Consider the following 23807-nt stretch of genomic DNA (forward strand, 5'->3'; position numbering starts at 1 on the left):
GTCTCCTCCTGTCCGGCCCTGGGGCCGGTGTCTTGCACTCCTCCTCCTCTCGCGGATGCCGGTGGCGCTGCGCTGCGGGTCGTCAGTGATCCCGGGGCGGCGCCGAGGTGGGGGTCGGCGCGGGATGGTTCCCGCGCCGACCCGGGCTGGTGGGGCCGATCAGGACTCGAAGGCCGAGGGCAGGTACTCGGAGACGTTGTCCTTGGTGACGACCGGCGCGAAGAGCTGGATCTGGCGCGGGACGCCGAGCGAGCTGGTGTCGGCCATCGACTTGTTCTGCTCGACGAGGCGGGCGAGCTTGATGCCGTCCGCGGCCTGGGTCGAGGGGTAGACGACCGTGGCCTTGACGACGGAGTCGTCGGCCTCGATCGCGCGCATCACGTTGGCCGATCCGGCGCCGCCGACGAAGAGGAACTCGTCGCGTCCGGCGGTGTCGATCGCCGCGAGGACGCCGACGCCCTGGTCGTCGTCGTGGTTCCAGATGGCGTCGATCTTCGGCGCGGCCTGGAGGAGGTTGGCCGCGGCCTGCTCTCCGCCCTGGACGGTGAAGTCGGCGGCGACGCGGTTGTCCACGTCGAGTCCGCAGCCCTCGAGCGCGTCCGAGAAGCCCTGGCTGCGCTCCTGGGTCAGCGGGAGGGAGTCGATGCCGGCGATCTCGGCGACGACGGCGTCGGGGTTGTCGCCGAGCTCCTCGCAGATGTAGGTGCCGGCGCTGACGCCCATGCCGTAGTTGTCGCCGAGGATGGTCGATCGGGCGGCGAAGGGGCTGGAGAACTCGCGGTCCACGTTGATGACGGTGATGCCCGCCTCCATCGCCTGGGTGGCGACCTGCGTGAGCGCCGCTCCGTCGATCGGCAGGAGCACGATCGCGTCGACGCCGTCGTTGATGAAGGTCTCGACCTGGCTGATCTGGAGGTTGACGTCGTTGGTCCCCTCCGCGGTGCGGAGCTCCACGTCGTCGTACTTCTCGGCCTCGGCGATGGCGGCGCGGCTGACCGCACCCATCCAGCCGTGGTCGGCGGCGGGAGCGGTGAAGCCGATGACGACGTTGTCGCCGGAGGCGTCGTTGTCCGAGGCGGCCACGGCGGCGGCGGTCCCGCCGGAGGCGGCGTTGCCGGTCTCGACCGGGGCGTTCGAGATGCAGCCGGTGAGCATCAGCGCGACGGCGCCGAAGGCGACGCCGGCCGAGCCGAGTCGGGCGGTGCGGGAGAGGCGGCTGCGGGTGAAGGGGCGTGCGGGCATGGAAGTGATCTCCTTCGATCGATCCGAGGGGTCCGAGGGCACACGTGTCCTGCGGAGAGGTGACCTGAGTGGTCGGGTGGGTTGCTGTGTGTGGAGGAGCGGGGCCGGAGCCCCGGGGTCAGGACTTCCTGCCGCGGGCGGCGAACCGCTGCTGCAGCAGGACGGCGGCGACGATGATCGCGCCCTTCGCGACGGCCTGAGTCGAGGTCGACATGTTGTTCTGCGTGAACACGTTGGTCAGGGTCGTGAAGATGAGGACGCCGAACACGGTGCCGACGATGGTGCCGCGGCCGCCGGCCAGCAGCGTGCCTCCGACGACGACCGCCGCGATGGCGTCGAGCTCGTAGAGGAGGCCGTTGGTCGAGCTGCCGGCGGTGGTGCGGGCGAGCATCATGACGGCGGCGATGCCGGCGGTGAGCCCGGCGAGGCCGTAGACGTACATGGTGTGGCGGCGGACCTTGATGCCGGCGAGGCGGGCGGCCTCGGGGTTGCCGCCGACCGCGATGGTGCGGCGGCCGAAGGTGGTGCGGTTGAGCAGGATCCAGCCGGCGACGGCGACGACCACGAAGATCAGCACGAGCACCGGGATGCCGAGCACGTCGGCGCGGAAGAAGTCGAGGAACGGCGTGACCGTGACGACCTGCGTCTGGCGGTTCGAGATCAGCTCGGCGAAGCCGCGGGCGGCGACGAGCATCGCCAGCGTGGCCATGAACGCGACGACCCGGCCGTAGGCGATCAGCGCGCCGTTGATCAGGCCGCAGACGAGGCCGACGACGACCGCGGTGAGCACGATCACCAGCCAGGAGGTGTTGGCCGCGTAGTACTGGGTCGAGACCGTGCTCGCCCAGACCGTCGCGAGCCCCATCACGGAGCCGACCGAGAGGTCGATGCCGCCGGAGGTGATGACGAAGGTCATGCCGATGCTCAGCACGCCGATGACGGCGGCCAGGCGGAGGATCGTGAGCACGTTGTCGACGCTGGCGAAGCGCTCCCCCGCGGTCGCGAATCCGACGATGCAGAGGATCACCAGCGCGAGCAGCAGCCCGACGTTGCGGCCGAGGGAGCCCTGCATGAGGCGGGCGATCCCGGAGCGGGAGTCCTTCGAGGGCACGCCCCCGGAGGAGCCTCCCGTCGCGGCCGACGCGTGACGGGCGGCGTCCTCCTGCGGACCGCCGATCGACGGCGACGCGGTGTCGAGCTGTCCGCTCACGCTGCACTTCCTTCCATGACGAGATCGAGCACGCGGTGCTCGTCGATCGAATCGGCCGGGCCCTCGTGGACCACGGCGCCGTCGGAGATCACGAGCACTCGGTCGGAGAGTCCGAGGACCTCGCCGATCTCGCTGGAGACCACGAGCACGGCGGCGCCGTTGGTCGCGAGGTCCCTGATCAGGGTGTAGATCTCGGCCCGTGCGCCGACGTCGACCCCGCGGGTCGGCTCGTCGAGCAGCAGGACGCGGCAGCCGCGCACGAGCCAGCGGGCGAGGAGCGCCTTCTGCTGGTTGCCTCCGGAGAGGGTGCGGGCGTCGCGGTCGACCCCGGAGGGCCGCAGGTCGAGGGAGACCGCCTGCTCGGCCGCCGCCGCGCGCTCGGAGCGCTCGTCGAGGAAGCCGCGCTTGGCGAAGCGGTCGAAGGTCGAGAGGGTGATGTTGCGGTAGACCGGCTCGTCCAGGAGCAGGCCCTGGCTCTTGCGCTCCTCCGGGCAGAGGCCGATGCCGGCGTCGACCGCCGAGGTGACGGATCCGGCGCGCAGGCGCTTGCCCGCCACGCTGACCGTCCCGGTGCTGGCGCGGCGCGCCCCGTAGATGGTCTCGAGGATCTCGGAGCGGCCGGAGCCGACCAGCCCCGCGAGGCCGACGACCTCGCCGGCGCGGATCTCGAGGGAGACGTCCGAGAAGGAGCCCTGCAGGCCCAGCTTCTCGACCTTCAGCAGCGTCTCGGCTTCGACGTCGAGCTCCTGGCGGTCCGGGAAGACGTACTCGACGGCGCGGCCGGTCATCAGGGTGATGAGCTTCGAGGTGGGGGTGTCGGCGACCGCGAGGTTCTGCGCGACGGTGGCGCCGTCCTTGATCACGGTGATCCGGTCGCCGATGGCGCGGATCTCGTCGAGGCGGTGCGAGATGTACACGATGGCTACGCCGGAGGCGGTGAGCTGGCGCACCACGTGGAAGAGGTTCTCCACCTCCTCGGAGTCGAGCACCGCGGAGGGCTCGTCCATGATGATGACCCGCGCGTCGTGCGAGAGGGCACGGGCCATCTGCACGATCTGCTTGCCGGCGGCGGAGAGCGTGCCGACCTCGCGGTTCGGCGAGATCTCGGAGTGGCCGAGGCGCTCCATCAGCTCGCGGGTGATCCTCGTGGCCTTCGCCCGGGCGGTGAAGCCGCCGCGGGAGAGCTCGTGGCCGAGGAAGATGTTCTCGGCGACGGAGAGGCCGTCGACGACGTCGAGCTCCTGGTACATCGTCGCGATGCCCAGGGCGAGGGCCGCCGTCGGGGACGGGATCGTGACGACGTTCCCGTCGACGAGGATCTCGCCCTCGGTGGGCTGGTGGGCCCCGGCGAGGGTCTTGATGAGGGTGGACTTGCCGGCGCCGTTCTGGCCGAGGAGGCAGTGCACCTCACCGGGTCGGACATCGAGGTCGACGCCGTCGAGAGCACGGGCGCCGGGGAAGACCTTCACGATGCCGCGCATCTGCAGAAGCAGCTGCTGAGACTCGTCGGAGGTGCGGGGAAGAGGCTGTGCAGCAGTGCTGCGGGGGTCTGCGGTGACCATGCGGATGAAGCTACTTCCACTTACGTCGCGGGTCAAGCAAAAGTTCTGAACCGATTCGAAGGCGGTTCGAGTGATCGCCCAGTCGCCCCAAGGGCTTCCTGCTACCGCGTCAGGGCTGGGATCCGCGGGATTACGCGACATCTGACGGCGGCGGTTGAGACATTCCGTCCGTGATAGAGCGCTCTCCGAACCCTATGAACGCGCTCATGTCCGTGCAGCCCGGGCGCGTCGCCCCGGAGGCGGCCTCGCCGAGCGCGGTAGCGCCCGCGCCCCGACCCGTGGCAGGGTCGTACGGCCGACGAAAGGACGACGATGTCGAACGACCGAGCCCTGCGCGTCGCGATGGTGGGGACCGCCTTCATGGGCCGCACCCACTCGCACGCCTGGCGCACCGCCTCCCGCTTCTTCCCCCTCCCTCTCCGCCCCGAGCTCGCCGTGCTCGTGGGGAGCAACCCCGACTCGACCGCCGAGCGCGCCGAGCGGCTGGGCTGGAGCGAGGCCTCCACCGACTGGCGGGCCGTCATCGCCCGCGACGACATCGACCTCGTCGACATCTGCACCCCGGGCGACATCCACGCCGAGATCGCCATCGCGGCCCTCGAGGCCGGCAAGCACGTGCTGTGCGAGAAGCCCCTGGCCAACTCCGTCGAGGAGGCGGAGCGGATGGTCGCCGCGGCCGCCGCCTCCGGGAAGGTGGCGATGTGCGGCTTCAGCTACCGCCGCACCCCGGCCCTCGCCCTCGCCAAGCGCTTCATCGAGGAGGGCCGCCTCGGCGACATCCGCCACGTGCGCGCCCAGTACCTGCAGGACTGGCTGTCCGACTCCGAGGCGCCGCTGACCTGGCGCCTGCAGAAGGAGCGCGCGGGCTCGGGCGCCCTCGGCGACATCGGCGCGCACAGCATCGACACCGCCCAGTGGCTGACCGGCCGCGGCATCACCTCGGTCTCGGCGACGCTGCGCACCTTCACCACCGAGCGCCCCGTGCTCAGCGAGCAGGTCGGCCTCGGCGGCCGCGCCGGTGCCGACGCCCCGCGCGGCGCCGTGACCGTCGACGACGCCGCGGCCTTCACCGCCTCCTTCGAGGGCGGCGCCCTGGGCGTCTTCGAGGCGACCCGCGTCGCGACCGGCCGCCGCAACGCCAACCGGATCGAGGTGAACGGCGAGCTCGGCTCGATCGCGTTCGACTTCGAGCGGATGAACGAGCTCGAGTACTACGACGCCCGCGACCCCGAGGAGGCGCAGGGCTTCCGGCGCATCCAGGTCACCGAGCCGGCGCACCCGTACATGTCGGCCTGGTGGCCGACCGGGCACGGCATCGGCTACGAGCACCTCTTCACCCACCAGGTCGTCGACCTCGTCGAGGCGATCGCCGGCGGCACGGCGGTCACGCCCACGTTCGCCGACGCCCTCGACGTGCAGCGCGTCCTCGACGCGGTCGCCATCAGCGCGGGCGCGTCGTCCGTCTCCACGCCGGTCGCCCGCTGACCCGACCGTCCCCTCCCCGCGAGATGCCGCTCCGGTGCGCCTCCCCCGGCGTGTCGCGTGCCGAGGCGGCGTCTCACGGAAGGGGGCGGCGGGCGCGGGGAGTCACAGTCGGCGCCGTGCGCCGATCCTGCGCCATAATGCGCCTATGAGCAAGAAGATTGACGCTGCGCATCGCGCACTGGTAGAGGCCCTCGACAAGCACGCCCGACTCGTCTCGGACAAGGAGTCGAAGCCGCGGAAGGTCGAACGGGCCGGAGCCGAGCTCCGCGCCGCGACGAAGGCGTACGCCGCGCTCGTGTCCGCGCGCACCGGCGCCGCGAGCCCCTTCGCCGATCTGGCCGACCCCCGCCTGGACAAGCCGACCATCGCGTCGCTCCGGGCCGAGCGCGACGCGATCGCGAAGCGGATCGCCAAGCACGAGGCGTCGGCGGGCGAGGACGGCGCGCTCGCGAGCTGAGCGTCCGGCGCGGCGCGGTCAGGCGCTGAGCAGCCGTCACAGCGCGATCCGGCGGTGAGCGCGCGCCTCCTCTGCCTCCGAGTCGCCGTGTTACGCGCGGGTTCCGCGCGGGTCCGACCGCCTTCGTAAGGTGATCCCCGGGATCCGCGCAGTCGCGGCGCCGAGCGACCGGAGGCCGGTCGCAGCGCCGGCGGTGACCAGCACCGCTCGGTCGGCGCCGAGTGCCCGGATCCTCTCCACGGAAGGATCCCCACAGCCATGACCCTGCGCACCCGACTCCTCGCGACCTCCGCGATCGCCGCCTCCGCCGCCCTCCTCCTCGCCGGCTGCTCCGGCGCGGGCGGCGGCGACGACACCGTCCGCATCGGCGTGGTCGGCGCGAGCGACCCCTACTGGGCCACCTACGAGAAGGCCGCCGCCGACGCCGGGATCGACGTCGAGATCGTCGACTTCAGCGACTACAACCAGCCCAACCCGGCGCTCACCGAGGGCGAGATCGACCTCAACCAGTTCCAGCACATCGCCTACCTGGCGCAGTACAACACCTCGGCCGACGCCGACCTCGTGCCGATCGGCGCGACCGCGATCTACCCGCTCGGCCTCTACTCCTCGCAGTACGACGACGTCGCGGACATCCCCGCCGGCTCCACCGTCGCGATCCCCAACGACGAGACCAACCAGGCGCGCGCGCTGCTGGTGCTGCAGTCGGCCGGGCTCGTCGAGCTGAAGGACGGCGGCGGAGTGCTCTCGAACGTCGACGACGTCGAATCCTCCTCGAAGGTGGAGGTCACGGCACTGGAGGCCTCCCTCACCCCGACGTCGCTCCCGGACGTGGCCGCCGCGATCATCAACAACGACTTCATCGAGAACGCGGGCCTCAAGGCCTCGGACGCGATCGCCCAGGACGACCCGAGCGACCCCGCCTCCCTGCTCTACACGAACATCTTCGCCGCCCGAGCCGACGACGCCGAGAACGAGACCTACACGAAGCTCGTCTCGATCTACCAGGACAGCCAGGACGTGCTCGACGGCGTCTCGGAGCAGTCCGGCGGCACCGCGGTCTTCCTGAAGACCCCGGCCTCCGAGCTGGAGACCTCGCTCGAGTCCGCCGAGACCGACATCTCCGCCGCCTCCTGACTCCGGCACCCGCGGCACCGCGCCGGTCGGGTCCTCCGCTCGCGGAGCTCCCCACCGGCGCGGTCCCGTGCCTCCCCCGCAATAGAAAGGGCGCCCCGTGCCGCTCATCCGCATGACCGACGTGCGCAAGGTGTACCCCGGCGCAGGGCGCGGCGCCGCCCCGACCGCAGCCGTCGACGGCGTGAGCCTCGAGATCGACGCGGGCGACGTCTACGGAGTGATCGGCTACTCCGGCGCCGGCAAGAGCACGCTCGCGCGCCTCGTCAACGCCCTCGAGCCCGCGACCAGCGGCAGCATCGAGATCGACGGCCGCGAGACCGTGGGCCTGCCCGAGCGCGAGCTGCGCCGGCTGCGCCTGGGGATCGGGATGATCTTCCAGCAGTTCAACCTGTTCGGCTCGAAGACCGTGGGGCAGAACGTCGCCTACCCGCTGCAGGTCGCGGGCGTCCCGCGGGCGGAGCAGCGCGCCCGCGTCGACGAGATGCTCCGCTTCGTCGGCCTGAGCGACAAGGCGCGCAGCCACCCGGAGCAGCTCTCGGGCGGGCAGAAGCAGCGCGTCGGCATCGCCCGCGCCCTCGCCGCCTCCCCGCGCATCCTGCTGGCCGACGAGGCCACCAGCGCGCTCGACCCGGACACCACAGGCGAGGTGCTCGCCCTCCTCCGCCGCATCAACGAGGAGCTGGGCGTCACCATCGTCGTGATCACCCACGAGATGGACGTGGTCCAGCAGCTCGCGACGAAGGTCGCGGTGATGGAGTCGGGCCGCATCGTGGAGCGCGGGCCCGTCTTCGACGTGTTCTCGGCCCCGCGCGATCCGGTCACCCGCCGCTTCGTCTCCACGGTGGTCCGCTCGGTGCCCTCGCCCGCGGAGGCGGCCGTCCTGCGCGCGCGCCACCGCGGCCGGCTGGTCACGCTCTCGTTCTCGGACGACTCCGCCTCCCAGGGCGACGTCTTCGCCGAGGTCGCGGCGGCCGGCGTGCCGCTCGAGCTCGTCTACGGCGGCATCACCGACGTCCGCGGACGGGCCTTCGGCCACCTCACGGTCGCCCTCGACGCGCCGGACGGCGTCGTCGACCCCCTCCTCGCCCGCCTCGGCGGACGCGTCGCCCTCACGGAGGTGCCCCGATGAACGAGCTGATCCCGCTCCTGCCCAAGCTCGTCCAGGCGACCGGCGAGACGCTCTACATCGTCGCGCTGAGCCTCCTCTTCGGCGGGCTCGGCGGACTGCTGATCGGGCTGGGCCTCGCGCTCACCCGCGGCGGCGCCCTCTACGCGAACCGGGTGGTCCACGGACTGCTCAACGTGATCGTGAACGTGTTCCGGCCGATCCCGTTCATCATCTTCATCGCCGCGGCCCAGCCGCTGGCCCGGCTGGTGGTCGGCTCCGGCATCGGCACGGACGCCATCGTCTTCACCCTCTCTCTCGGCGCCGCCTTCGGCATCGGGCGGATCGTGGAGCAGAACCTGCTGACCGTGCAGCCCGGCGTGATCGAGGCGGCGCGGTCGGTCGGAGCGAGCCGGTTCCGGATCGTCCGCACGGTGCTGCTGCCGGAGGCGCTCGGTCCGCTGATCCTCGGCTACACGTTCGTGTTCGTCGCCGTGATCGACATGTCGGCGGTCGCCGGATACATCGGCGCCGGCGGGCTCGGCAACTTCGCGATCCAGTACGGCTACCGGCAGTTCGAGCCGGTCGTCACCTGGGCCGCGGTGCTCGTGATCATCGTGATCGTGCAGCTGGTGCAGCTGCTCGGCAACGTGCTGGCCCGGCGCGTCCTGCGCCGCTGAGGCCGCCCCCCGCACCAACGCGAGACGCCACTCCGGTTCGCGACACGCAAGGGTCGCTGTACCGGAGCGGCGTCTCGTGGAAGCCCGTCCGCAGAGGCGGGAGCCGTCAGTAGCGCGGCTTGCGCTCCGGGCGCTCGCTCGAGCGGCTCGGGCCGCTGGGGCGTGCGCCGCGGTCGGCGCCGCCGCGGCTCGGACGGCGGTCCGGCTTCAGCTCGATCAGCTGCCCGCTGATGCGGGTGTCGGCGAGGCGGTCGAGCACGTCCTGGGGCAGGTCGGCCGGCAGCTCCACGATCGAGAAGTCCGGGCGGATGTCGATGTGCCCGAAGTCGCCGCGGTTGAGGCCGCCCTCGTTCGCGAGCGCGCCCACGATCTGGCGGGGCTCGACGCGCTGGCGGCGGCCGACCTCGATCCGGTACGAGGCGAGGTTGCTGTTCGCCGGGCGCTGACGGCGCTCGGGACGCTCGCCCCGGTCGCCGCCGCGGTCGAAGCGGTCGCCGCGCTCGGGACGGTCGCCGCGGTCGGGCCGGGAGTCGCGGTCCTCGCGCTCGCGACGGGCGAAGCGGGGGTCGTCGGGCGAGAGCAGCAGCGGCTCCTCGCCCTGCGCGACGATGGCCAGCGCGGCGGCGACGTCCGACTCGACCACGTCGTGGTGCTCGACGTAGTGGCCGATGATGTCGCGGAAGCGCTGCAGGCGCTCGGTGTCGGCGAGCGCCGCGGTGATCGCGTCGTCGAAGCGCGAGAGGCGGGTGACGTTGACGTCCTCGACGCTCGGCATCCGCATCTCGGTCAGCGGCTGGCGGGTGGCCTTCTCGATGGCGGCGAGGAGGCGGCGCTCGCGCGGCGTGACGAAGCTGATCGCCGCTCCGCTGCGCCCCGCGCGACCGGTGCGGCCGATGCGGTGGACGTACGACTCGGTGTCGATCGGGATGTCGTAGTTGACGACGTGGCTGATGCGCTCGACGTCGAGGCCGCGGGCGGCGACGTCGGTCGCGACGAGGATGTCGAGCTTGCCCGACTTCAGCTGCTCGACGGTGCGCTCGCGCTGGGCCTGGGCCACGTCTCCGCTGATCGCCGCCGCGGTGTAGCCGCGGGCGCGCAGCTTCTCGGCCAGCGTCTCCGTCTCGCTCTTCGTGCGGACGAACACGATCATGCCCTCGAAGTTCTCGACCTCGAGGATGCGGGTGAGGGCGTCGACCTTCTGCGGGTACGACACCATCAGGTAGCGCTGGGTGGTGTTGACGGAGGTCGTGGTCTTGTTCTTGACCGTGATCTCCTCCGGCTCCTTCAGGTACTTGCCGGAGATGCGGCGGATCTGCGCGGGCATCGTCGCCGAGAACAGCGCGATCTGCTTCTCGACGGGGGTGTCGGCGAGGATCGTCTCGACGTCCTCCGCGAAGCCCATCTTGAGCATCTCGTCGGCCTCGTCGAGAACCAGGAACTTCAGCTGCGAGAGGTCGAGGGTGCCCTTCTCGAGGTGGTCCATGATGCGGCCGGGCGTGCCGACGACGACGTGGACGCCGCGGCGGAGCGCGGAGAGCTGGGTGCCGTAGCCCTGGCCGCCGTAGACGGGGAGGACGTGGACGCCGCGGAGGCCGGACGCGTAGCGCTCGAACGCCTCGCACACCTGCAGCGCGAGCTCGCGGGTCGGGGCCAGCACGAGGGCCTGCGGCGTCTTCTGCGAGACGTCGAGGCGCGAGAGGATCGGCAGCGCGAACGCCGCGGTCTTGCCGGTGCCGGTCTGGGCGACGCCGAGGACGTCGCGGCCGGAGAGGAGGGACGGGATCGTCGCGGCCTGGATGGCCGAGGGCGTCTCGTAGCCGACCTCCTTGAGGGCCTTGAGGACCGGGTCGGAGAGACCGAGGTCGGAGAAGGTGAGCGTGGGGGCGCTCTCGGAAGCGGTGTCGGCTTCGGGGGCGGAATCGGGGGTATCGGTGGACGCCATGGTGCAACGGTAGTGCTCCGGCGGCGCCGCCGTCCGAGGGAACTCCGAACGCTCGGGCGATCCCGACCCTCCGGAGGCGCCTCGAGCGCCCGTCACGGGGTGAAGTCGAGCAGCACCTTGCTCGAGCGCGAGGCGTCGCGGGCGAGCTCGAAGGCCTCGATCGCGCGCTCCAGCGGCACCACCTGCGTGACCACCGGCGCCACCGCGAGGCTCCCGTCGGCGAGCGCCGCCAGCACCTCGTCGATCTCGTCGACGAAGCGGAAGGAGCCGATCAGGCGCAGCTCCCGCGTGATCGCGAGCGAGATCAGGGCCGGCTGCTCGCCCGAGGGGAGGAGTCCCACCATCACGACGGTGCCGCCGCGGGCGGCGCCCCGGACGGCCGAGCCGAGGCCGCGCGGGCTGCCCGAGGACTCGAAGACGACGTCGGCCGCGACCTCGGCGATCGCGTCGGCGTCGGTCGCGCGGATCGTCCGGGTCGCGCCGACCGCCCGGGCGATCGCGAGGGGCTCCTCGGCCAGGTCGACGGCGACGATCTCGGCCGCCCCCGCCCGCTTCAGCACGGCGACGATCAGCGCCCCGATCGGGCCGCTGCCGATCACCAGCGTGCGCCGTCCCGCCACCTCCCCCGCGCGCGAGACCGCGTGCCAGGCGACGCTCGCAGGCTCCGCGAGCGCCGCCTCCCGGAGCCCGAGGCCGGCGGGCAGCTCGCGGAGCATGCGCACCGGCAGCACCGCGTGGCGGGCGAACGCGCCCTGGGTGTGCGGCATCCGCGCGGCGCTGCCCAGGTAGGTGCCCTCGGTCGCGAGGTTCGGGCGCCCGTCGGGCCACTCGCCGCGCGCGGTCGCGGGGTGCACGGCGACGGCCGCGCCGTCCGGGGGTCCGGAGCCGTCCACCGCTACCTCGACGACCGTGCCGACCACCTCGTGGCCGAGCGTCAGCGGCTCGCGGAGAATCGACTCGCCCGCGGCGCCGTGCCTCCAGTAGTGCAGATCGGAGCCGCAGATCCCGCCGTACGCGACGGCGACGAGGGCCTCGCCGGGGCCGCGCGGCGCGAGCGGCGCCTCCTCGACGCGGAGGTCGCCGGCGGCGTGGACGACGACGCGGGTGGTGGAGGCGGGGACGAGCGCGGTCATTCGGGTTCCGTTCGTGGGTCGAGGGGTGGCTCAGACGACGACGGTCATGCCGCCGTCGATGAAGACGACCTGCCCGTTGACGTAGTCCGAGCCGTCGGAGGCGAGCCAGACGGCGGGGCCGATCAGGTCCTCGACGCGGCCCCAGCGCGCGGCGGGCGTGCGCCCGAGGATCCAGCTGTTGAACTCCTCGTCGTCGACGAGGCCCTGCGTCATCTCGGTGTGGATGTACCCCGGAGCGATCGCGTTGACCTGGATGCCGTGCTGCGCCCACTCCGCCGTCATCGCGCGGGTGAGGTTGCGGATCCCGCCCTTCGAGGCGGTGTAGGGCGCGATCGTCGGCCGCGCGAGATCGGCCTGCACCGAGGCGACGTTGACGATCTTCCCGGCGCCGCGCGGGATCATCCGCTTCGCCGCCGCCCGGCCGACCACGAAGGCGCTGGTGAGGTTCGTGCGCAGCACCCGCTCCCAGTCGGCGACCTCGAGCTCGAGCAGGGGCACGCGGTGCTGGACGCCGGCGTTGTTGACCAGGATGCGCAACGGACCCACCGCCTCCTCGATCCAGGCGACGCCCGCCTCGGCGGCCGCGTCGTCGGTGACGTCGGCGGGGAGCGCTCGCGCGCGGAGGCCGGGCGGAGACGTCCCGCTGTGCGCCGAGACGCCGGCGAGGGGCGGCGTCTCGGCGAGGGGCGGTGTCTCGGCACTGACGGGCAGCGGGAAGCCGGCGCCTCACCGCCGCCGGGCGCGTGAGCGCGGCAGCTCGGCGGAGAGGCGCCGCGCGAGAGCAGCCTCCGCGCGTCGGCGCAAGGGCCCCCGCTCCGGGCGTCCCCGACCTAGCGTCGGAGGAACGGCATCATCGAGCGAAGGAGCACGACATGGCATCAGGAGTCGCAACGGTCTGGGTCCCCGTCACGGACATGGAGCGGGCGGTCGCGTTCTACCGCGACACGCTCGGCCTCGAGGTCAAGGACACCTCCGACGACTGGTCGGAGCTGGACGCCGGCGGGCTGATGATCGGCCTGAACGCCCGCGAGTCGGCCACGGTCGCGGAGCAGGGCGGGGCGGTCATCTCGTTCCAGCCCGAGGGCTCGATCGAGGACGAGCTGGAGCGCCTCACGGCGCGGGGCGCGTCGATCGAGGGTGAGATCAGCGACCACGAGTGGGGCCGCATCCTCCCCTTCAAGGACTCGGAGGGCAACGACCTCCAGTTCTACTCGCCGCCGCAGGGCTGAGCGGAGCGCCGCCGTCGAGGCGGCCGCGACGAGCGGCGGGCGGGCCGGAGCCGGAGGGCTGCGGTCCGCCCGCCTCTGTGCGTCGCGCGGGCGGTCCTTCCCCGCGCAGGTGCGTCGCCCGGCCGGTCCGGTCCTCGAATCGTCTCTCCGCCGCACGTGAGGCCCTCCTTCCAGCCAGCCTCCGCACCTGAGGTCCTAGGATCAGCTGTCCGCCGCATCTGCGGACTCCAGATCCGGAGGTCCCCGTGCGTCGTCACCTGCTCCCCCTCGTTCCGGCCGCTGCCGCGCTCCTCCTGCTCGCCGGCTGCTCCGCTCCGTCGACCCCCGCCGGCGATGCGGCCACCGGCGGCGCGACGTCCTCGGCCGGCGGCTCCCTCACGGTCTTCGCCGCCGCCTCGCTGAAGGGCGCGTTCACCGAGCTCGCCACGGGGTTCGAGGCCGCCGAGCCCGGAGCCGAGGTCGAGCTCTCCTTCGCCGGCTCCTCCGACCTCGCGACGCAGATCGTCAACGGCGCCCCGGCCGACGTCTTCGCCTCCGCCGACGAGCGCACGATGTCCACCGTCGCCGAGGCCGGGCTCGTCGACGGGGACCCGGTCGACATCGCCACGAACACGCTCGAGATCGCCGTGCCCCCCGGCAACCCGGCGCAGGTCGCCTCGCTCGCCGACCTCGCCCGGCCCGGGACCGCCACCGTCGTCTGCGCGCCGCAGGTGCCGTGCGGAGCAGCTGCCGCCGCGGTCGAGCAGGCCGCCGGGGTCGACATCGCCCCGGTGAGCGAGGAGTCGTCGGTCACCGACGTGCTCGGCAAGGTGTCCTCGGGCGAAGCGGACGCCGGGCTCGTCTACGCGACCGACGTCCGCGGGGCCGCGGGCTCGGTCACCGGCATCCCCTTCGCCGAGGCCTCGGAGGCGGTGAACACGTACCCGATCGCGGCGCTGACCGGAGCGGGCGACCCGGCCACGGCGGCGGCCTTCGTCGCGTACGTCGCCTCCGACGCCGGGCGCGCGGTGCTCGCGGCGGCCGGGTTCGGAGCGCCGTGAGAGGCCACGGGATACCCGGGTTGGGAGCACCCTGAGGGGCGTCTCGGCGTCGGAGGAGGGTCGGCGGACGGCCGGTGCGGGGTCGCAGGACGGCCAGCAGGACGGCCGGGGAGCCGCGGGTCGGTCATAGGAGGGTCGTAGGACGGTCATCGGAGGCGCAGAGCCCCGGCCGCAAGGGTTGCTCGCGACGGACACCACGACCGACGAGGAGCACGACCATGACCCGCATCCCGGAGCCCCGCAGCACGCCCGACGGACCGGCCTACGAGGGCCGCCGGCTCGACCGCCCCGAGGAGGAGGTGGTCGACCAGGGCCTCCCGTTCGACGTGGGGACCCTCTTCTCGCGGCGCGGCGTGCTGACGCTGGTCGGCGCGGGGGCGGCGACCCTCGGGCTCGCAGCATGCGCCACCGGAGGATCGGGATCCGCCTCCTCCGCCGCCGCGACCGCCACCGCGACTCCCACCGCGACCGCCACGGCCGGGGCCGGCACCGCGGTCGCCGGCGAGATCCCCGACGAGACGGCCGGCCCCTACCCGGGCGACGGCTCGAACGGGGTCGACGTCCTCGAGCGCTCCGGGATCGTCCGCAGCGACCTGCGGACCAGCATCGGCGGCGGCGCGACGGCCGACGGGGTCCCCCTGACACTCACTCTGACGATCCTCGACGCGGCGAACGGGGACGTGCCGTTCGCCGGAGCCGCCGTGTACGTCTGGCACTGCGACGCGCACGGGGACTACTCGATGTACTCCAGCGGCGTCGAGGACGAGACGTACCTCCGCGGCGTGCAGGTCGCCGACGCGTCGGGCGTCGTCTCCTTCGCCACGATCGTCCCGGCCTGCTACTCCGGCCGCTGGCCGCACATCCACTTCGAGGTGTACCCGGGAGCGGACTCGATCACCGACGCGTCGAACGCGATCGCGACCTCGCAGGTCGCCCTCCAGGAGGAGGCGTGCACCGCGGTCTACGCCCTCGACGCGTACGCGGGCTCGGCCGCGAACCTCGCCCGGGTCGGCCTGGACACCGACTCCGTCTTCGGCGACGACGGCGGAGCCCTGCAGCTCGCGACGATGACCGGCAGCCCGGCGTCCGGCTACTCCGCGGCACTCACGGCGAGCGTCGACACCCGCACCGCGCCGACCGCGGGCGCCGCACCTCGCAGCCGCTGAACCCCCGTCCTCCTCCGCGGGACGCCGCCCCGGTCCGCGACACGCCGACGGCGGCGTACCGGAGCGGCCTCTCGCGAGAGGGGAACGGGCGTCAGCGCAGGAGGCGGCGGGCGACGGCCACGGCGCCGAGGGCGGCGAGGACCCAGGGACCGCCGACGAGCAGCGGGTCGAGGATCTGGTGGCGCACGTCGGTCCGGCCGCGGCGCGAGGCGATCGGGTGCGCGTGCACCTCGGCGAGCACACCGGTCTCGGTGATCGGATCGTCCGGCCGGGTCGTGAGCAGCGAGCGGAGGTGCGCCCCGGTCGACTCCACCCGGTCGCCCAGCACGAGCAGCAGCCAGTGCGCGTGGCGGCCCTCGCTGAACCGGTCGTAGGCGTAGCGGCGGATCGCGCCCGAGATCCCGTGGAGGGGCTGCGCCGTGCCGAAGACGGCGGGCAGCTCGAGGTGCTCGATGCTCTTCTCGCGACGGCCGTGCGTCCGCATCCTCTCCGGGCGCTCCCAGTGCGCGCCCGACACGAGGTCGCTGCGCTCGCGGGGGAACGCGGGCCGGTCGGCGGGATCGAGGTCGGCGCCCCAGCCCGGGATGCGGGCGCGCAGCTCCTCGGCGGTCGGCACGCGGACGGGGCGGTCGGCGGTGTACGGCACGGGATCCTCCTACGGGACGACGACGGTCTTGATGCAGCCGTCGAGCTTGGACGAGAACAGGTGGTACCCCTCGGCGATGTGCTCGAGCGGGATGCGGTGCGTGATCAGGTCGCTGGGCGTGATGTGCCCGGCCCGGATGTGCTCGAACAGGCGCGGCCACTGCCGGGTGACGGGGGCCTGGTTCATCCGCAGCGTGAGGCCCTTGTTGACGGCGTCGCCGAACTTGACGGCGCTCGCGAGCGGACCGTAGGCGCCCATCACCGAGACGGTGCCGCCCTTGCGGACGCCGTCGATCGCCCAGTTGAGCGCGATCGGCGAGCCGCCCTGCAGCTTGAGCTTGGCGCCGGTGACGTGCTGGAGGAGGTTCCCGTCGGCCTCCGCGCCGACCGCGTCGATCACGACGTCGGCGCCGAGCCCGCCGGTGGTCTTCTTGAGGGTGACGACGAGGTCGTCCTCCTCGGTGTAGTCGATGGTCTCGGCGAAGGCGAAGTCGCGGGCCTTGGCGAGGCGGTAGTCGATCTGGTCGACGACGATGACGCGGCCGGCGCCCATCAGCCAGGCGGAGCGCGCGGCGGCCAGGCCGACCGGTCCGGCTCCGAGCACCACGACCGTGTCGCCCTCGACGATGTCGCCGAGCTGCGCGCCGAAGTAGCCGGTCGAGAAGGCGTCGGTGAGCATCAGGGCGTCCTCGTGCGGCAGCCACTCGGGGATCCTCGTCGGGCCCACGTCGGCGAACGGGACGCGCACGTACTCCGCCTGCCCGCCGTCGTAGCCGCCTGCCGAGTGCGAGTAGCCGTAGATGCCGCCGATCGCGGTGGCGTTCGGATTCACGTTGTGGCAGTTGGAGTAGAGGCCGCGGGAGCAGAACCAGCAGGAGCCGCAGTAGATGGTGAAGGGGACCATCACCGTGTCGCCGACGCTGAGGTTCTCCACCGACGAGCCGACCTCGTCGACCACGCCGATGAACTCGTGGCCGAAGGTGTGGCCGATCCGGGTGTCCGGGAGCAGCCCGTGGTAGAGGTGCAGATCGGATCCGCAGATCGCCGCCATCGTCACCCGGACGATCGCGTCGTTCGGGTGCTCGATCCTCGGCCGGTCCTTCTCCTCCACGCGGACCTTGTAGGGGCCCCGGTAGACCATCGCGCGCATGCCGCCTCCTGTGTCGTCGTCCCTTCAGCGTGCGTCGTGCTCCCGCCGGTCCTCCAGGGGGTTGCGCGCGCGGCCCGGGATCCCCAGCGCCCGTTCCTCCGCGTTCCTCTCCTCCCTCTCCACAAGATGCCGTGCGGGTAAGCGGCGCGCCGGAGGAGGCGCACCGCGGCGGCGCCTCGTGGAGAGGAGAGGGACACGGCACAGGCTCAGCCGCGGACGTAGGATCGACTCCATGCCGCAGATACGGATCAGGGACGCCGCCGCCGCGCTCGGCGTGAGCGACGACACGCTGCGGCGCTGGATCGAGAACGGGACGCTCGAGAGCGCGAAGGACGCGTCCGGGAGACGCGTCGTCGACGGCCTCGAGGTCGCCCGGCTCGCCCGCGCGAACGCCGTGCTGCCGGAGGATCCGTCCCCGGTCGCGCGCTCGGCCCGCAACCGCTTCGTCGGGATCGTCACCGGCATCGTGATGGACACCGTGATGGCGCAGGTCGAGCTGCAGTGCGGTCCGCACCGCGTGGTCTCGCTGATGAGCAGCGAGGCGGTCCGCGAGCTCGGGCTCGAGCCCGGGTCTCCCGCGGTGGCGGTGGTCAAGGCGACCACGGTCATCGTCGAGACGCCGCTCGCCCGCGGCTGATGCGCACCGGGTCCGGCCTGCCGCGCTGGGTCGTGGCCGTCGCCGCGCTCGGCGCCCTGCTGGTGCTGCTCCCGCTCGCCGCGATCCTCGCCCGCGTCGACTGGCCGCAGTTCCTGCCGCTGATCACCTCCGACTCCTCCGTCGCCGCGCTCCTGCTGAGCCTGCGCACCTCCGCCGTCGCGACCCTGCTGTGCCTGCTGCTCGGCACCCCGATGGCCCTCGTGCTCGCCCGCACGGCCTTCCCCGGCCAGCGCCTGCTCCGCTCGCTGGTGCTGCTGCCGCTGGTGCTCCCGCCGGTGGTCGGCGGGCTGGCGCTGCTCTTCACCTTCGGGCGGATGGGCCTGCTCGGCGGCGCGCTGGAGGCCCTCGGCGTCCGCATCGCGTTCTCGACCACCGCCGTCGTGATCGCGCAGACCTTCGTGGCCCTGCCGTTCCTGGTGCTGACGCTCGAGGGCGCGCTGCGCAGCGCCGGCGCGCGGTACGAGTCGGTCGCCGCGACGCTCGGCGCCTCCCCCGGTACGGTGCTCCGGCGGATCACGCTGCCGCTGATCCTGCCGGGCCTCGCCTCGGGCGCGATCCTCTCGTTCGCGCGGGCGCTCGGCGAGTTCGGAGCGACGCTGACCTTCGCTGGCAGCCTCGAGGGCACGACGCGCACCCTCCCGCTCGAGATCTACCTGCAGCGCGAGAGCGATCCGGACGCGGCGGTCGCCCTCGCGCTGGTGCTCGTGGTGGTCGCGGTGCTCGTGATCGGTCTCGCGCACGGCCGCTCCGCCCGGGGGGTGCCGCGGTGAGCCTGCTGCTGGAGGCGCGGCTCGCGGCGCGCGGGATCGACGTGCGGATCGACGTGGCCGAGGGCGAGACGATCGCGCTGCTCGGGCCCAACGGCGCGGGGAAGTCGACCGTGCTCGAGCTGATCGCCGGCCTCGTCCGCGCCGACTCCGGGCGGGCAACCGCCGGCGGCGCGCTGCTCTTCGACGACCGCCGCTGGACTCCTCCGCACCGCCGCCCCGTCGCCCTGCTGGCGCAGGACCCGCTGCTGTTCCCGCACCTCAGCGTGCGCGAGAACGCGGCGTTCGGTCCGCGCAGCGCCGGCGCCGGACGGGCGCGGTCCCTCGAGCGGGCCGAGCGCGAGCTGGCCGCCGCGGGCGTGGCCGACCTGGCCGACCGGCGCCCGGGGAGTCTCTCCGGCGGCCAGGCTCAGCGGGTCGCCCTCGCCCGGGCCCTCGCGACCGACCCGCGCCTCCTGCTGCTCGACGAGCCGCTGGCCGCGGTCGACGCCCGGACCGCCCCGGTCCTCCGCCGGATGCTCCGCGAGGTGCTCGCCGACCGCTCGGCGATCGTGGTCACCCACGACGTGCTCGACGCCTGGACCCTCGCCGACCGGGTTCTGGTGCTGCACGGCGGCCGTGTGGTGGAGGAGGGGCCGACCGCCCGGGTCCTCACGCGCCCGCGCACCGCGTTCACCGCCGAGCTCGCCGGGCTCGAGCTGCTCGACGGCGTCCGCACCGCGACGGGTCTGCGCACCGCCGGCGGGCACGAGCTGTCCGGAGTCGCGGCCGAGCCGGTCGCGGTCGGTGCCGCGGTGCTCGCCGCGGTCCGTCCCTCCGCCGTCTCCGTCGGAGGGGGAGGCCTCCGCGCCGTGATCACCGATGTGGAGCAGCGGGGAGACGCGGTGCGGGTGCGCAGCGTGCTCCTGACCGCCGACGTCCCGGCGGCCGACGCGGCACGCCTCGACCTCGCGCCCGGCCGCGAGGCAGGCTTCACCGTCGCTCCGGAGGATCTGCTGGTCTACCCGGCGTGAGGGGCGGGCACGAGGAGACGGCTCGCCACCCTGGGCGTGGGAGGGCGAGCGCCCGCCCCGCTACTCCGCCCCGCCGTCGTCCCCGCCGGGCGCCGCGCCGGACAGCGGGAGCCGCGCCCTCACCCGCGCCCCCGCCAGCACGGGCGAGTCCGAGAGCTCCAACGAGCCCCCGTAGACCGCGAGCTGCCGCTCCAGCCGCGCCAGGCCCGAGCGCGTCGACCCCTCGACGAGTCCGCGGCCGTCGTCGTCGAGGGTGAGCACCGCGACGCCCGCCTCCTCGTCGCCGCGCACCCGCAGCGAGGAGGCGCCGCCGTGCTTCAGCGCGTTGGTGACCGCCTCCTCCAGGAACCGGACCAGGAGCATCCGCTGGTCGAGCGGCGCCTCGGCGCCCTCGGCGGCGAGCGCCGGGATGCGGCCGAGGTCGAGGTCGACGGCGATCTCGGGAGGGAGTCGCGCGACGAGGTCGCGGACGGCGGGGACCAGGCCGTGGTCGATCTCGACCGGGTAGAGGGCGTGGCCGACCGCGCGCACCTCGTCCTCGCGGAGCCGGTCGAGCCGGGCGGCGATGGCGAGCAGCCGCTCCGAGGCCGCCTCGTCGGATGCGCTCGCGACCGCGTGCAGCTCGGCGGTCACAGCACCACGAGTCCGTTCTGGAGGCCGCCGTGCAGGCTCTGCGCGACGTCGCGCCGCACCCGCAGCTCCTCCCGCTGCAGGGCCTGCACCGCCTCGAGCGCCTGCACGGAGGCGCGGGCGTGCTCCCGCTCCTTCTCGCGCACGCGCCGTGCCGCGCGCACGAGCAGGTAGCCGTAGGCGGTGATCAGCGCGATCACCGTGGATCCGACGACCAGCTCGACCGCGAGAGCGGGGAGTGCCGAGAGCGGGTAGACGCCGGTCAGCACCTGGAGGCAGCAGCGGACGAGTCCCATCCTAACGGCGATGACCGCCGTCCGGGCCACGCGGGCGCCGCCGGTCGAGCGCTCGGGGCGCAGCACCGCGACCAGGGCGATCGCGAGCCCGATCGTCGACACGTTGACCAGGACGCGCGTCGTCACGTCGAGCAGCGGCCCCGGATCGACGCTCCGCAGCGTCCGCGACAGCATCTCGAGCGCGAAGACGGCCTGGAGCGCGGCCAGCAGCGAGAGGACGCCGCCGAGGAGGGCCATCGCTCCGAGGACGATGCGGTTGTCCTCGCGCGTGTCGCTCGGGCCGGCGCTCATCCGGTGTGCTCGAGGAAGAGGAGCGTCGCGTCGACCCGCGGGTTGCGCTCGCCGTCCGACCGCACGCCGAGGCCCGCGTAGACGGCGTTGACGTGGTTGTCGACCGAGCGGACCGCGATGCCGAGGCGCTCGCCGATCGCGGCGTTGGTCAGCCCCGATGCGAGACCCGAGAGCACCTCGTACTGGCGCGGGCTCAGCGCGGCGACCGGGGAGTCGCGGCGGGCCGCGCGGGCGGCGACCAGCGCCGGATCGAGCACGGTGCGGCCGTCCGCCGTCGCGCGGACGGAGGCGAGCAGCGCGGGGGCGGAGAGGGAGGAGGTCTTCGAGAGGTAGCTCCAGCCGCGGGCCTCGGCGCGGTCGAGGCGGAGGAAGCGGTGCATCGCGTCGACGGCCGAGAGCAGGACGATGCCCAGCCCCGGCGCGGTGGACCGCAGCCGGCGCCCGAGCTCGATGCCGTCCCCGTCGCCGAGCTCGATGTCGAGGATCGCCACGTCGAGCTCCGCGGGCCGCAGCACTGACCGCGCCTCCGTGGCGGATCCGGCCTCCACGACGCTCCGCACGCCCGGCACCGCGCGCAGCAGCGACGACAGCATGTGCCGGTAGAGGGGCTGGTCGTCGACGACGGCCAGCCTGAGCTCCGGAACGGCCCCCACGGATGTCATCCGCCGATCTTCACCCATGCTCCGGAGGTCGAGGCGTCCCTCGACCAGGGGTCGTCGCGCGGAGATCCGCGTCAGCTCGGGGCGGCGGCGGGCGCCTGCCCCGTGAGCGGGGGGATCAGGAGTGACGGGGCGGGGTCGATGAGGCGGGTGCGGAGGGGCGTGGGGTGGGCTCCGGGAAGGGCGGTGAGGAGCAGAGCCGCACGCCGCTCCGGTTCGCCCGCCGCGCCGCGTCGGAGTGCCCACCGCGCCGCTCAAGACAGCCGGACGCCCGTCAGGGCGAGGCCCGCGGCGGCCGCCGCGACGGCGAGCGCAGCCGTGCCGACGCCGTACCCCAGGCCGGCCCGGCGAGCGTCGCGACCGGCACGACGCCCAACGGGGGAAGTGCGGCGCCGATCGCGGCGCGGGCAGCCGTGCCGACGGCTCCGCCCGCCGCGACGAGGAGGATCGCGGAGGGGCGCAGGTGGAGGGGTCGCGTCACTCCGCGAGGTCCCAGGGCGCCGGGCGCGACGGGTCGCGGTCGGCGCGCGGGACGACGAGCACGGGGCGGTGCTGACGGTGCGCGAGGTGGGCGGCGACGCTCCCGCTGAGGAACTCGGCGATGCTCGCGAGCACGCCCGCGTCGCGGGTGCCGACCACGATCATCCGCGCGTCGACCTCCTCGGCGACCTCGGCGAGCGCCAGGGCGGGCTCGCCCTGCGCCGCGCGCAGCGACCACTGCACGGTGCTGCCGTCCAGCTCGTGCTCGACCGTCTCGCGGAGCCCGGGCGGGAGGGACGGGCCCTCGCCGCGGTCGGCCGCGGCGCCGACGAAGCCGAGCGGGATGCCGCCGGTCATCGGATCGACGTACTCGCCGACGAGGTACGGATCGGCCGAGACCGACACGAGCAGCAGGGCGGCTCCGGCGTCGGCGGCGACGCGGGCGGCGGTGCGCAGGACCTCGGGTCGCTGGCCGTCGACGATGCCGACGAGGACGGGCCCGGTGGGGGTGGGTGCGGTCATGAGGAGCTCCTTCCCGGTTGCGCCCCATCCTGGCACCGCACGGGCGCGAGCGGTCGGAGCATCCGTGCCGGATCCGTCGTGATCGTTCCGTTATGCGCGGGCCTCGGGCTAGAGTGGCTCGTCGCCGGATCCCCACCGGCCCCCGACCCCCCGTCACCACCGTCATCCGAGGAGAACGCACGCGTGTCGAAGCCAGGCATTCCCACCCCTGAGGAGAGTGCCGGCACCCCGACCACTGCACCCCCGACCCGGCGCGAGGCCCGCGAGGCCGAGCGCCGTGCGGCCCGGGCCGAGGCGGAGACGGGCGCGGCGACCGCCGGTGCCGCGGTCGAGGGCAGCGGATCGGACAACTCGCCCGCTTCCGCAGGCGCTGGCGACTCCGCGGACTTCATCGTCGACGCCGCATCGGCCGTGGCGCCCGCTCCGACCGTGTCGGTCGAGGTCCCCGCCGTCGCCTCCCCCGCCTCCCGGTCGATCCCGGCCTCTCCGCGTCGCGCGTCCGCCTCCCGCCCCGTCGCTCCCCGCGTCGCCGAATCCGCCCGGGCCCGTGGCCTCAGCCGCCGCGCCCTGGCCTTCGGGACGTTCTCGGTGGTCGGCGGCCTCTTCGCCACGGCCGCGATCCCCGCGTACGGCGCCCGCAGCTCCTCCGCCACCGCGACCGGCCGCGCCGCCGCGAACCGGGTCGGCCTCCAGAACCTCACCGTCTCCTCCGACGCCGCCGGCCAGACCGCCGTCCGCGACGCCTTCGCCGCACCGACCCAGGCGCAGCTCGACGAGGCCAGCCGCCAGGCGGCCGTGCTCTCCGGATCGAACGGCGGAGAGTTCTCGACCGTGCAGACCCGCGCGGTCGGCGACGACTACCCGTGGCCCTACGAGACCATCGACGACGACGGCGGCGGACTCTCGCCCCTCGGCTACTACTACCGCGAGTGCGTCGACTTCGTGGCCTGGCGCCTCAACCGCGACGCCGGCCGCACCTCCGCGCCGTGGAAGTACACGTGGGGGAACATCACCCCGCTCGGCGGCAGCGCCTACGAGTGGCCGGACAACTGGGCCGCGAAGGGCTGGGCGACCAGCAGCGTCCCGATCGTCGGCTGCGTCGCTTGGTGGACCTACAACCACGTCTCGTACGTGCAGAAGGTCAACGACGACGGCACCGTGCTCCTCGAGGAGTACAACTACGGCGGCAAGCACAGCTACGTCACCCGCACCTTCCCCACCGCGCAGGTCCCGCTCTTCCTGTACCCGCCGGTCCTGTAGGGGGCCTGTTCCCGTCGCGCCTCGGCGGGCGGAGCGTCGCAGTCCCGC

Annotated in this window: 25 protein-coding genes; 12 read left to right on the top strand and 13 right to left on the bottom strand. The window is 73.6% G+C overall.

Annotation, left to right across the window (positions count from 1 at the left end):
• Positions 1–159 precede the first annotated feature (159 nt).
• The 3 genes from C5C71_RS07300 to C5C71_RS07310 form a co-directional block, all read right to left on the bottom strand.
• Complete coding sequence (locus tag C5C71_RS07300; RefSeq protein WP_104222461.1) at positions 160–1242, bottom strand: substrate-binding domain-containing protein; 1083 nt, start codon at positions 1240–1242, stop codon at positions 160–162.
• Positions 1243–1360: 118 nt separating this feature from the next.
• Positions 1361–2314 (bottom strand): ABC transporter permease, encoded by a 954-nt coding sequence (locus C5C71_RS07305; RefSeq protein ID WP_068256795.1) that lies wholly within the window; start codon positions 2312–2314, stop codon positions 1361–1363.
• A gap of 134 nt (positions 2315–2448) precedes the next feature.
• Positions 2449–3933: a sugar ABC transporter ATP-binding protein gene (locus C5C71_RS07310; RefSeq protein ID WP_208543410.1), complete on the bottom strand. Its 1485-nt coding sequence runs from the start codon at positions 3931–3933 to the stop codon at positions 2449–2451.
• A gap of 393 nt (positions 3934–4326) precedes the next feature.
• Between C5C71_RS07310 and C5C71_RS07315 the strand changes: the two genes are divergently transcribed.
• From C5C71_RS07315 to C5C71_RS07335, 5 genes are all read left to right on the top strand, one after another.
• Positions 4327–5499, top strand: coding sequence for a Gfo/Idh/MocA family protein (locus C5C71_RS07315; RefSeq protein WP_104337420.1), 1173 nt, complete (start codon positions 4327–4329; stop codon positions 5497–5499).
• Between the two features lie 145 nt (positions 5500–5644).
• Entirely contained in the window at positions 5645–5956 is a 312-nt protein-coding gene (locus C5C71_RS07320) for a hypothetical protein (RefSeq protein WP_104222458.1), read from the top strand.
• A gap of 258 nt (positions 5957–6214) precedes the next feature.
• A complete protein-coding gene (locus C5C71_RS07325) occupies positions 6215–7093 on the top strand; it encodes a MetQ/NlpA family ABC transporter substrate-binding protein (protein WP_104237943.1) in 879 nt (292 codons plus the stop codon).
• A gap of 97 nt (positions 7094–7190) precedes the next feature.
• Positions 7191–8222, top strand: a complete 1032-nt coding sequence (locus tag C5C71_RS07330) for a methionine ABC transporter ATP-binding protein (protein WP_258068670.1) — start codon at positions 7191–7193, stop codon at positions 8220–8222.
• Complete coding sequence (locus tag C5C71_RS07335) at positions 8219–8878, top strand: methionine ABC transporter permease (RefSeq protein WP_104233527.1); 660 nt, start codon at positions 8219–8221, stop codon at positions 8876–8878. The genes C5C71_RS07330 and C5C71_RS07335 overlap by 4 nt, the downstream gene beginning before the upstream one ends.
• Positions 8879–8984: 106 nt before the next feature.
• Here the strand turns inward: C5C71_RS07335 and C5C71_RS07340 are convergent, their stop codons facing one another.
• From C5C71_RS07340 to C5C71_RS07350, 3 genes are all read right to left on the bottom strand, one after another.
• The gene (locus C5C71_RS07340) at positions 8985–10820 is read right to left on the bottom strand and encodes a DEAD/DEAH box helicase (protein WP_104337421.1); all 1836 of its coding nucleotides are present in this window, start codon (positions 10818–10820) and stop codon (positions 8985–8987) included.
• A gap of 92 nt (positions 10821–10912) precedes the next feature.
• A complete protein-coding gene (locus tag C5C71_RS07345; RefSeq protein ID WP_104337422.1) occupies positions 10913–11953 on the bottom strand; it encodes an L-idonate 5-dehydrogenase in 1041 nt (346 codons plus the stop codon).
• A gap of 30 nt (positions 11954–11983) precedes the next feature.
• Positions 11984–12664, bottom strand: a complete 681-nt coding sequence (locus tag C5C71_RS07350; protein WP_104337423.1) for an SDR family oxidoreductase — start codon at positions 12662–12664, stop codon at positions 11984–11986.
• 161 nt (positions 12665–12825) lie between these two features.
• On the opposite strand from C5C71_RS07350, the gene C5C71_RS07355 reads away from it, so the two are divergent.
• The 3 genes from C5C71_RS07355 to C5C71_RS07365 all read left to right on the top strand — a co-directional run bounded on the left by C5C71_RS07355 (position 12826) and on the right by C5C71_RS07365 (position 15388).
• Positions 12826–13182, top strand: coding sequence for a VOC family protein (locus C5C71_RS07355; RefSeq protein ID WP_104233520.1), 357 nt, complete (start codon positions 12826–12828; stop codon positions 13180–13182).
• A 245-nt stretch (positions 13183–13427) separates the two neighbouring features.
• Positions 13428–14222, top strand: coding sequence for a molybdate ABC transporter substrate-binding protein (modA, locus tag C5C71_RS07360; RefSeq protein ID WP_104337424.1), 795 nt, complete (start codon positions 13428–13430; stop codon positions 14220–14222).
• A gap of 218 nt (positions 14223–14440) precedes the next feature.
• On the top strand, positions 14441–15388 hold the full coding sequence (locus tag C5C71_RS07365) for an intradiol ring-cleavage dioxygenase (protein ID WP_104337425.1): 948 nt from the start codon (positions 14441–14443) through the stop codon (positions 15386–15388).
• A 91-nt stretch (positions 15389–15479) separates the two neighbouring features.
• Here C5C71_RS07365 and C5C71_RS07370 read toward each other — a convergent pair whose 3' ends face one another.
• Together C5C71_RS07370 and C5C71_RS07375 are read right to left on the bottom strand one after the other, a co-directional pair.
• Positions 15480–16034 (bottom strand): hypothetical protein, encoded by a 555-nt coding sequence (locus C5C71_RS07370; RefSeq protein WP_104226589.1) that lies wholly within the window; start codon positions 16032–16034, stop codon positions 15480–15482.
• Between the two features lie 9 nt (positions 16035–16043).
• The gene (locus C5C71_RS07375) at positions 16044–17183 is read right to left on the bottom strand and encodes a zinc-dependent alcohol dehydrogenase (RefSeq protein ID WP_104337426.1); all 1140 of its coding nucleotides are present in this window, start codon (positions 17181–17183) and stop codon (positions 16044–16046) included.
• Between the two features lie 232 nt (positions 17184–17415).
• Between C5C71_RS07375 and C5C71_RS07380 the strand changes: the two genes are divergently transcribed.
• From C5C71_RS07380 to C5C71_RS07390, 3 genes are read left to right on the top strand one after another with little or no spacing between them, the layout of a single operon-like run.
• Positions 17416–17820, top strand: a complete 405-nt coding sequence (locus tag C5C71_RS07380; RefSeq protein ID WP_104222447.1) for a molybdopterin-binding protein — start codon at positions 17416–17418, stop codon at positions 17818–17820.
• On the top strand, positions 17820–18611 hold the full coding sequence (locus C5C71_RS07385; protein WP_104222446.1) for an ABC transporter permease: 792 nt from the start codon (positions 17820–17822) through the stop codon (positions 18609–18611). Before C5C71_RS07380 ends, C5C71_RS07385 begins: the two co-directional genes overlap by 1 nt.
• Positions 18608–19621: a sulfate/molybdate ABC transporter ATP-binding protein gene (locus C5C71_RS07390; protein ID WP_104337427.1), complete on the top strand. Its 1014-nt coding sequence runs from the start codon at positions 18608–18610 to the stop codon at positions 19619–19621. Before C5C71_RS07385 ends, C5C71_RS07390 begins: the two co-directional genes overlap by 4 nt.
• A gap of 60 nt (positions 19622–19681) precedes the next feature.
• On the opposite strand, the gene C5C71_RS07395 is transcribed toward C5C71_RS07390, so the two are convergent.
• The 5 genes from C5C71_RS07395 to C5C71_RS07410 form a co-directional block, all read right to left on the bottom strand.
• The gene (locus C5C71_RS07395; protein ID WP_104337428.1) at positions 19682–20254 is read right to left on the bottom strand and encodes a sensor histidine kinase; all 573 of its coding nucleotides are present in this window, start codon (positions 20252–20254) and stop codon (positions 19682–19684) included.
• Complete coding sequence (locus tag C5C71_RS07400; protein ID WP_104337429.1) at positions 20251–20838, bottom strand: hypothetical protein; 588 nt, start codon at positions 20836–20838, stop codon at positions 20251–20253. Before C5C71_RS07400 ends, C5C71_RS07395 begins: the two co-directional genes overlap by 4 nt.
• The gene (locus C5C71_RS07405) at positions 20835–21500 is read right to left on the bottom strand and encodes a response regulator transcription factor (RefSeq protein WP_104226585.1); all 666 of its coding nucleotides are present in this window, start codon (positions 21498–21500) and stop codon (positions 20835–20837) included. Before C5C71_RS07405 ends, C5C71_RS07400 begins: the two co-directional genes overlap by 4 nt.
• A 271-nt stretch (positions 21501–21771) precedes the next feature.
• Positions 21772–21978 carry a hypothetical protein gene (locus C5C71_RS17270; RefSeq protein ID WP_104247674.1) on the bottom strand — a complete coding sequence of 69 codons (207 nt, stop codon included), beginning with the start codon at positions 21976–21978 and terminating at the stop codon, positions 21772–21774.
• Complete coding sequence (locus tag C5C71_RS07410; protein WP_104318082.1) at positions 21975–22499, bottom strand: universal stress protein; 525 nt, start codon at positions 22497–22499, stop codon at positions 21975–21977. Before C5C71_RS07410 ends, C5C71_RS17270 begins: the two co-directional genes overlap by 4 nt.
• Before the next feature lie 183 nt (positions 22500–22682).
• Here C5C71_RS07410 and C5C71_RS07415 point away from each other — a divergent pair, with 183 nt between their 5' ends.
• Positions 22683–23759, top strand: a complete 1077-nt coding sequence (locus C5C71_RS07415) for a CHAP domain-containing protein (RefSeq protein WP_104337430.1) — start codon at positions 22683–22685, stop codon at positions 23757–23759.
• Positions 23760–23807 lie beyond the last annotated feature (48 nt).

The organism is Rathayibacter sp. AY1C1, assembly GCF_002932105.1.
Classification (GTDB): Bacteria; Actinomycetota; Actinomycetes; order Actinomycetales; family Microbacteriaceae; genus Rathayibacter.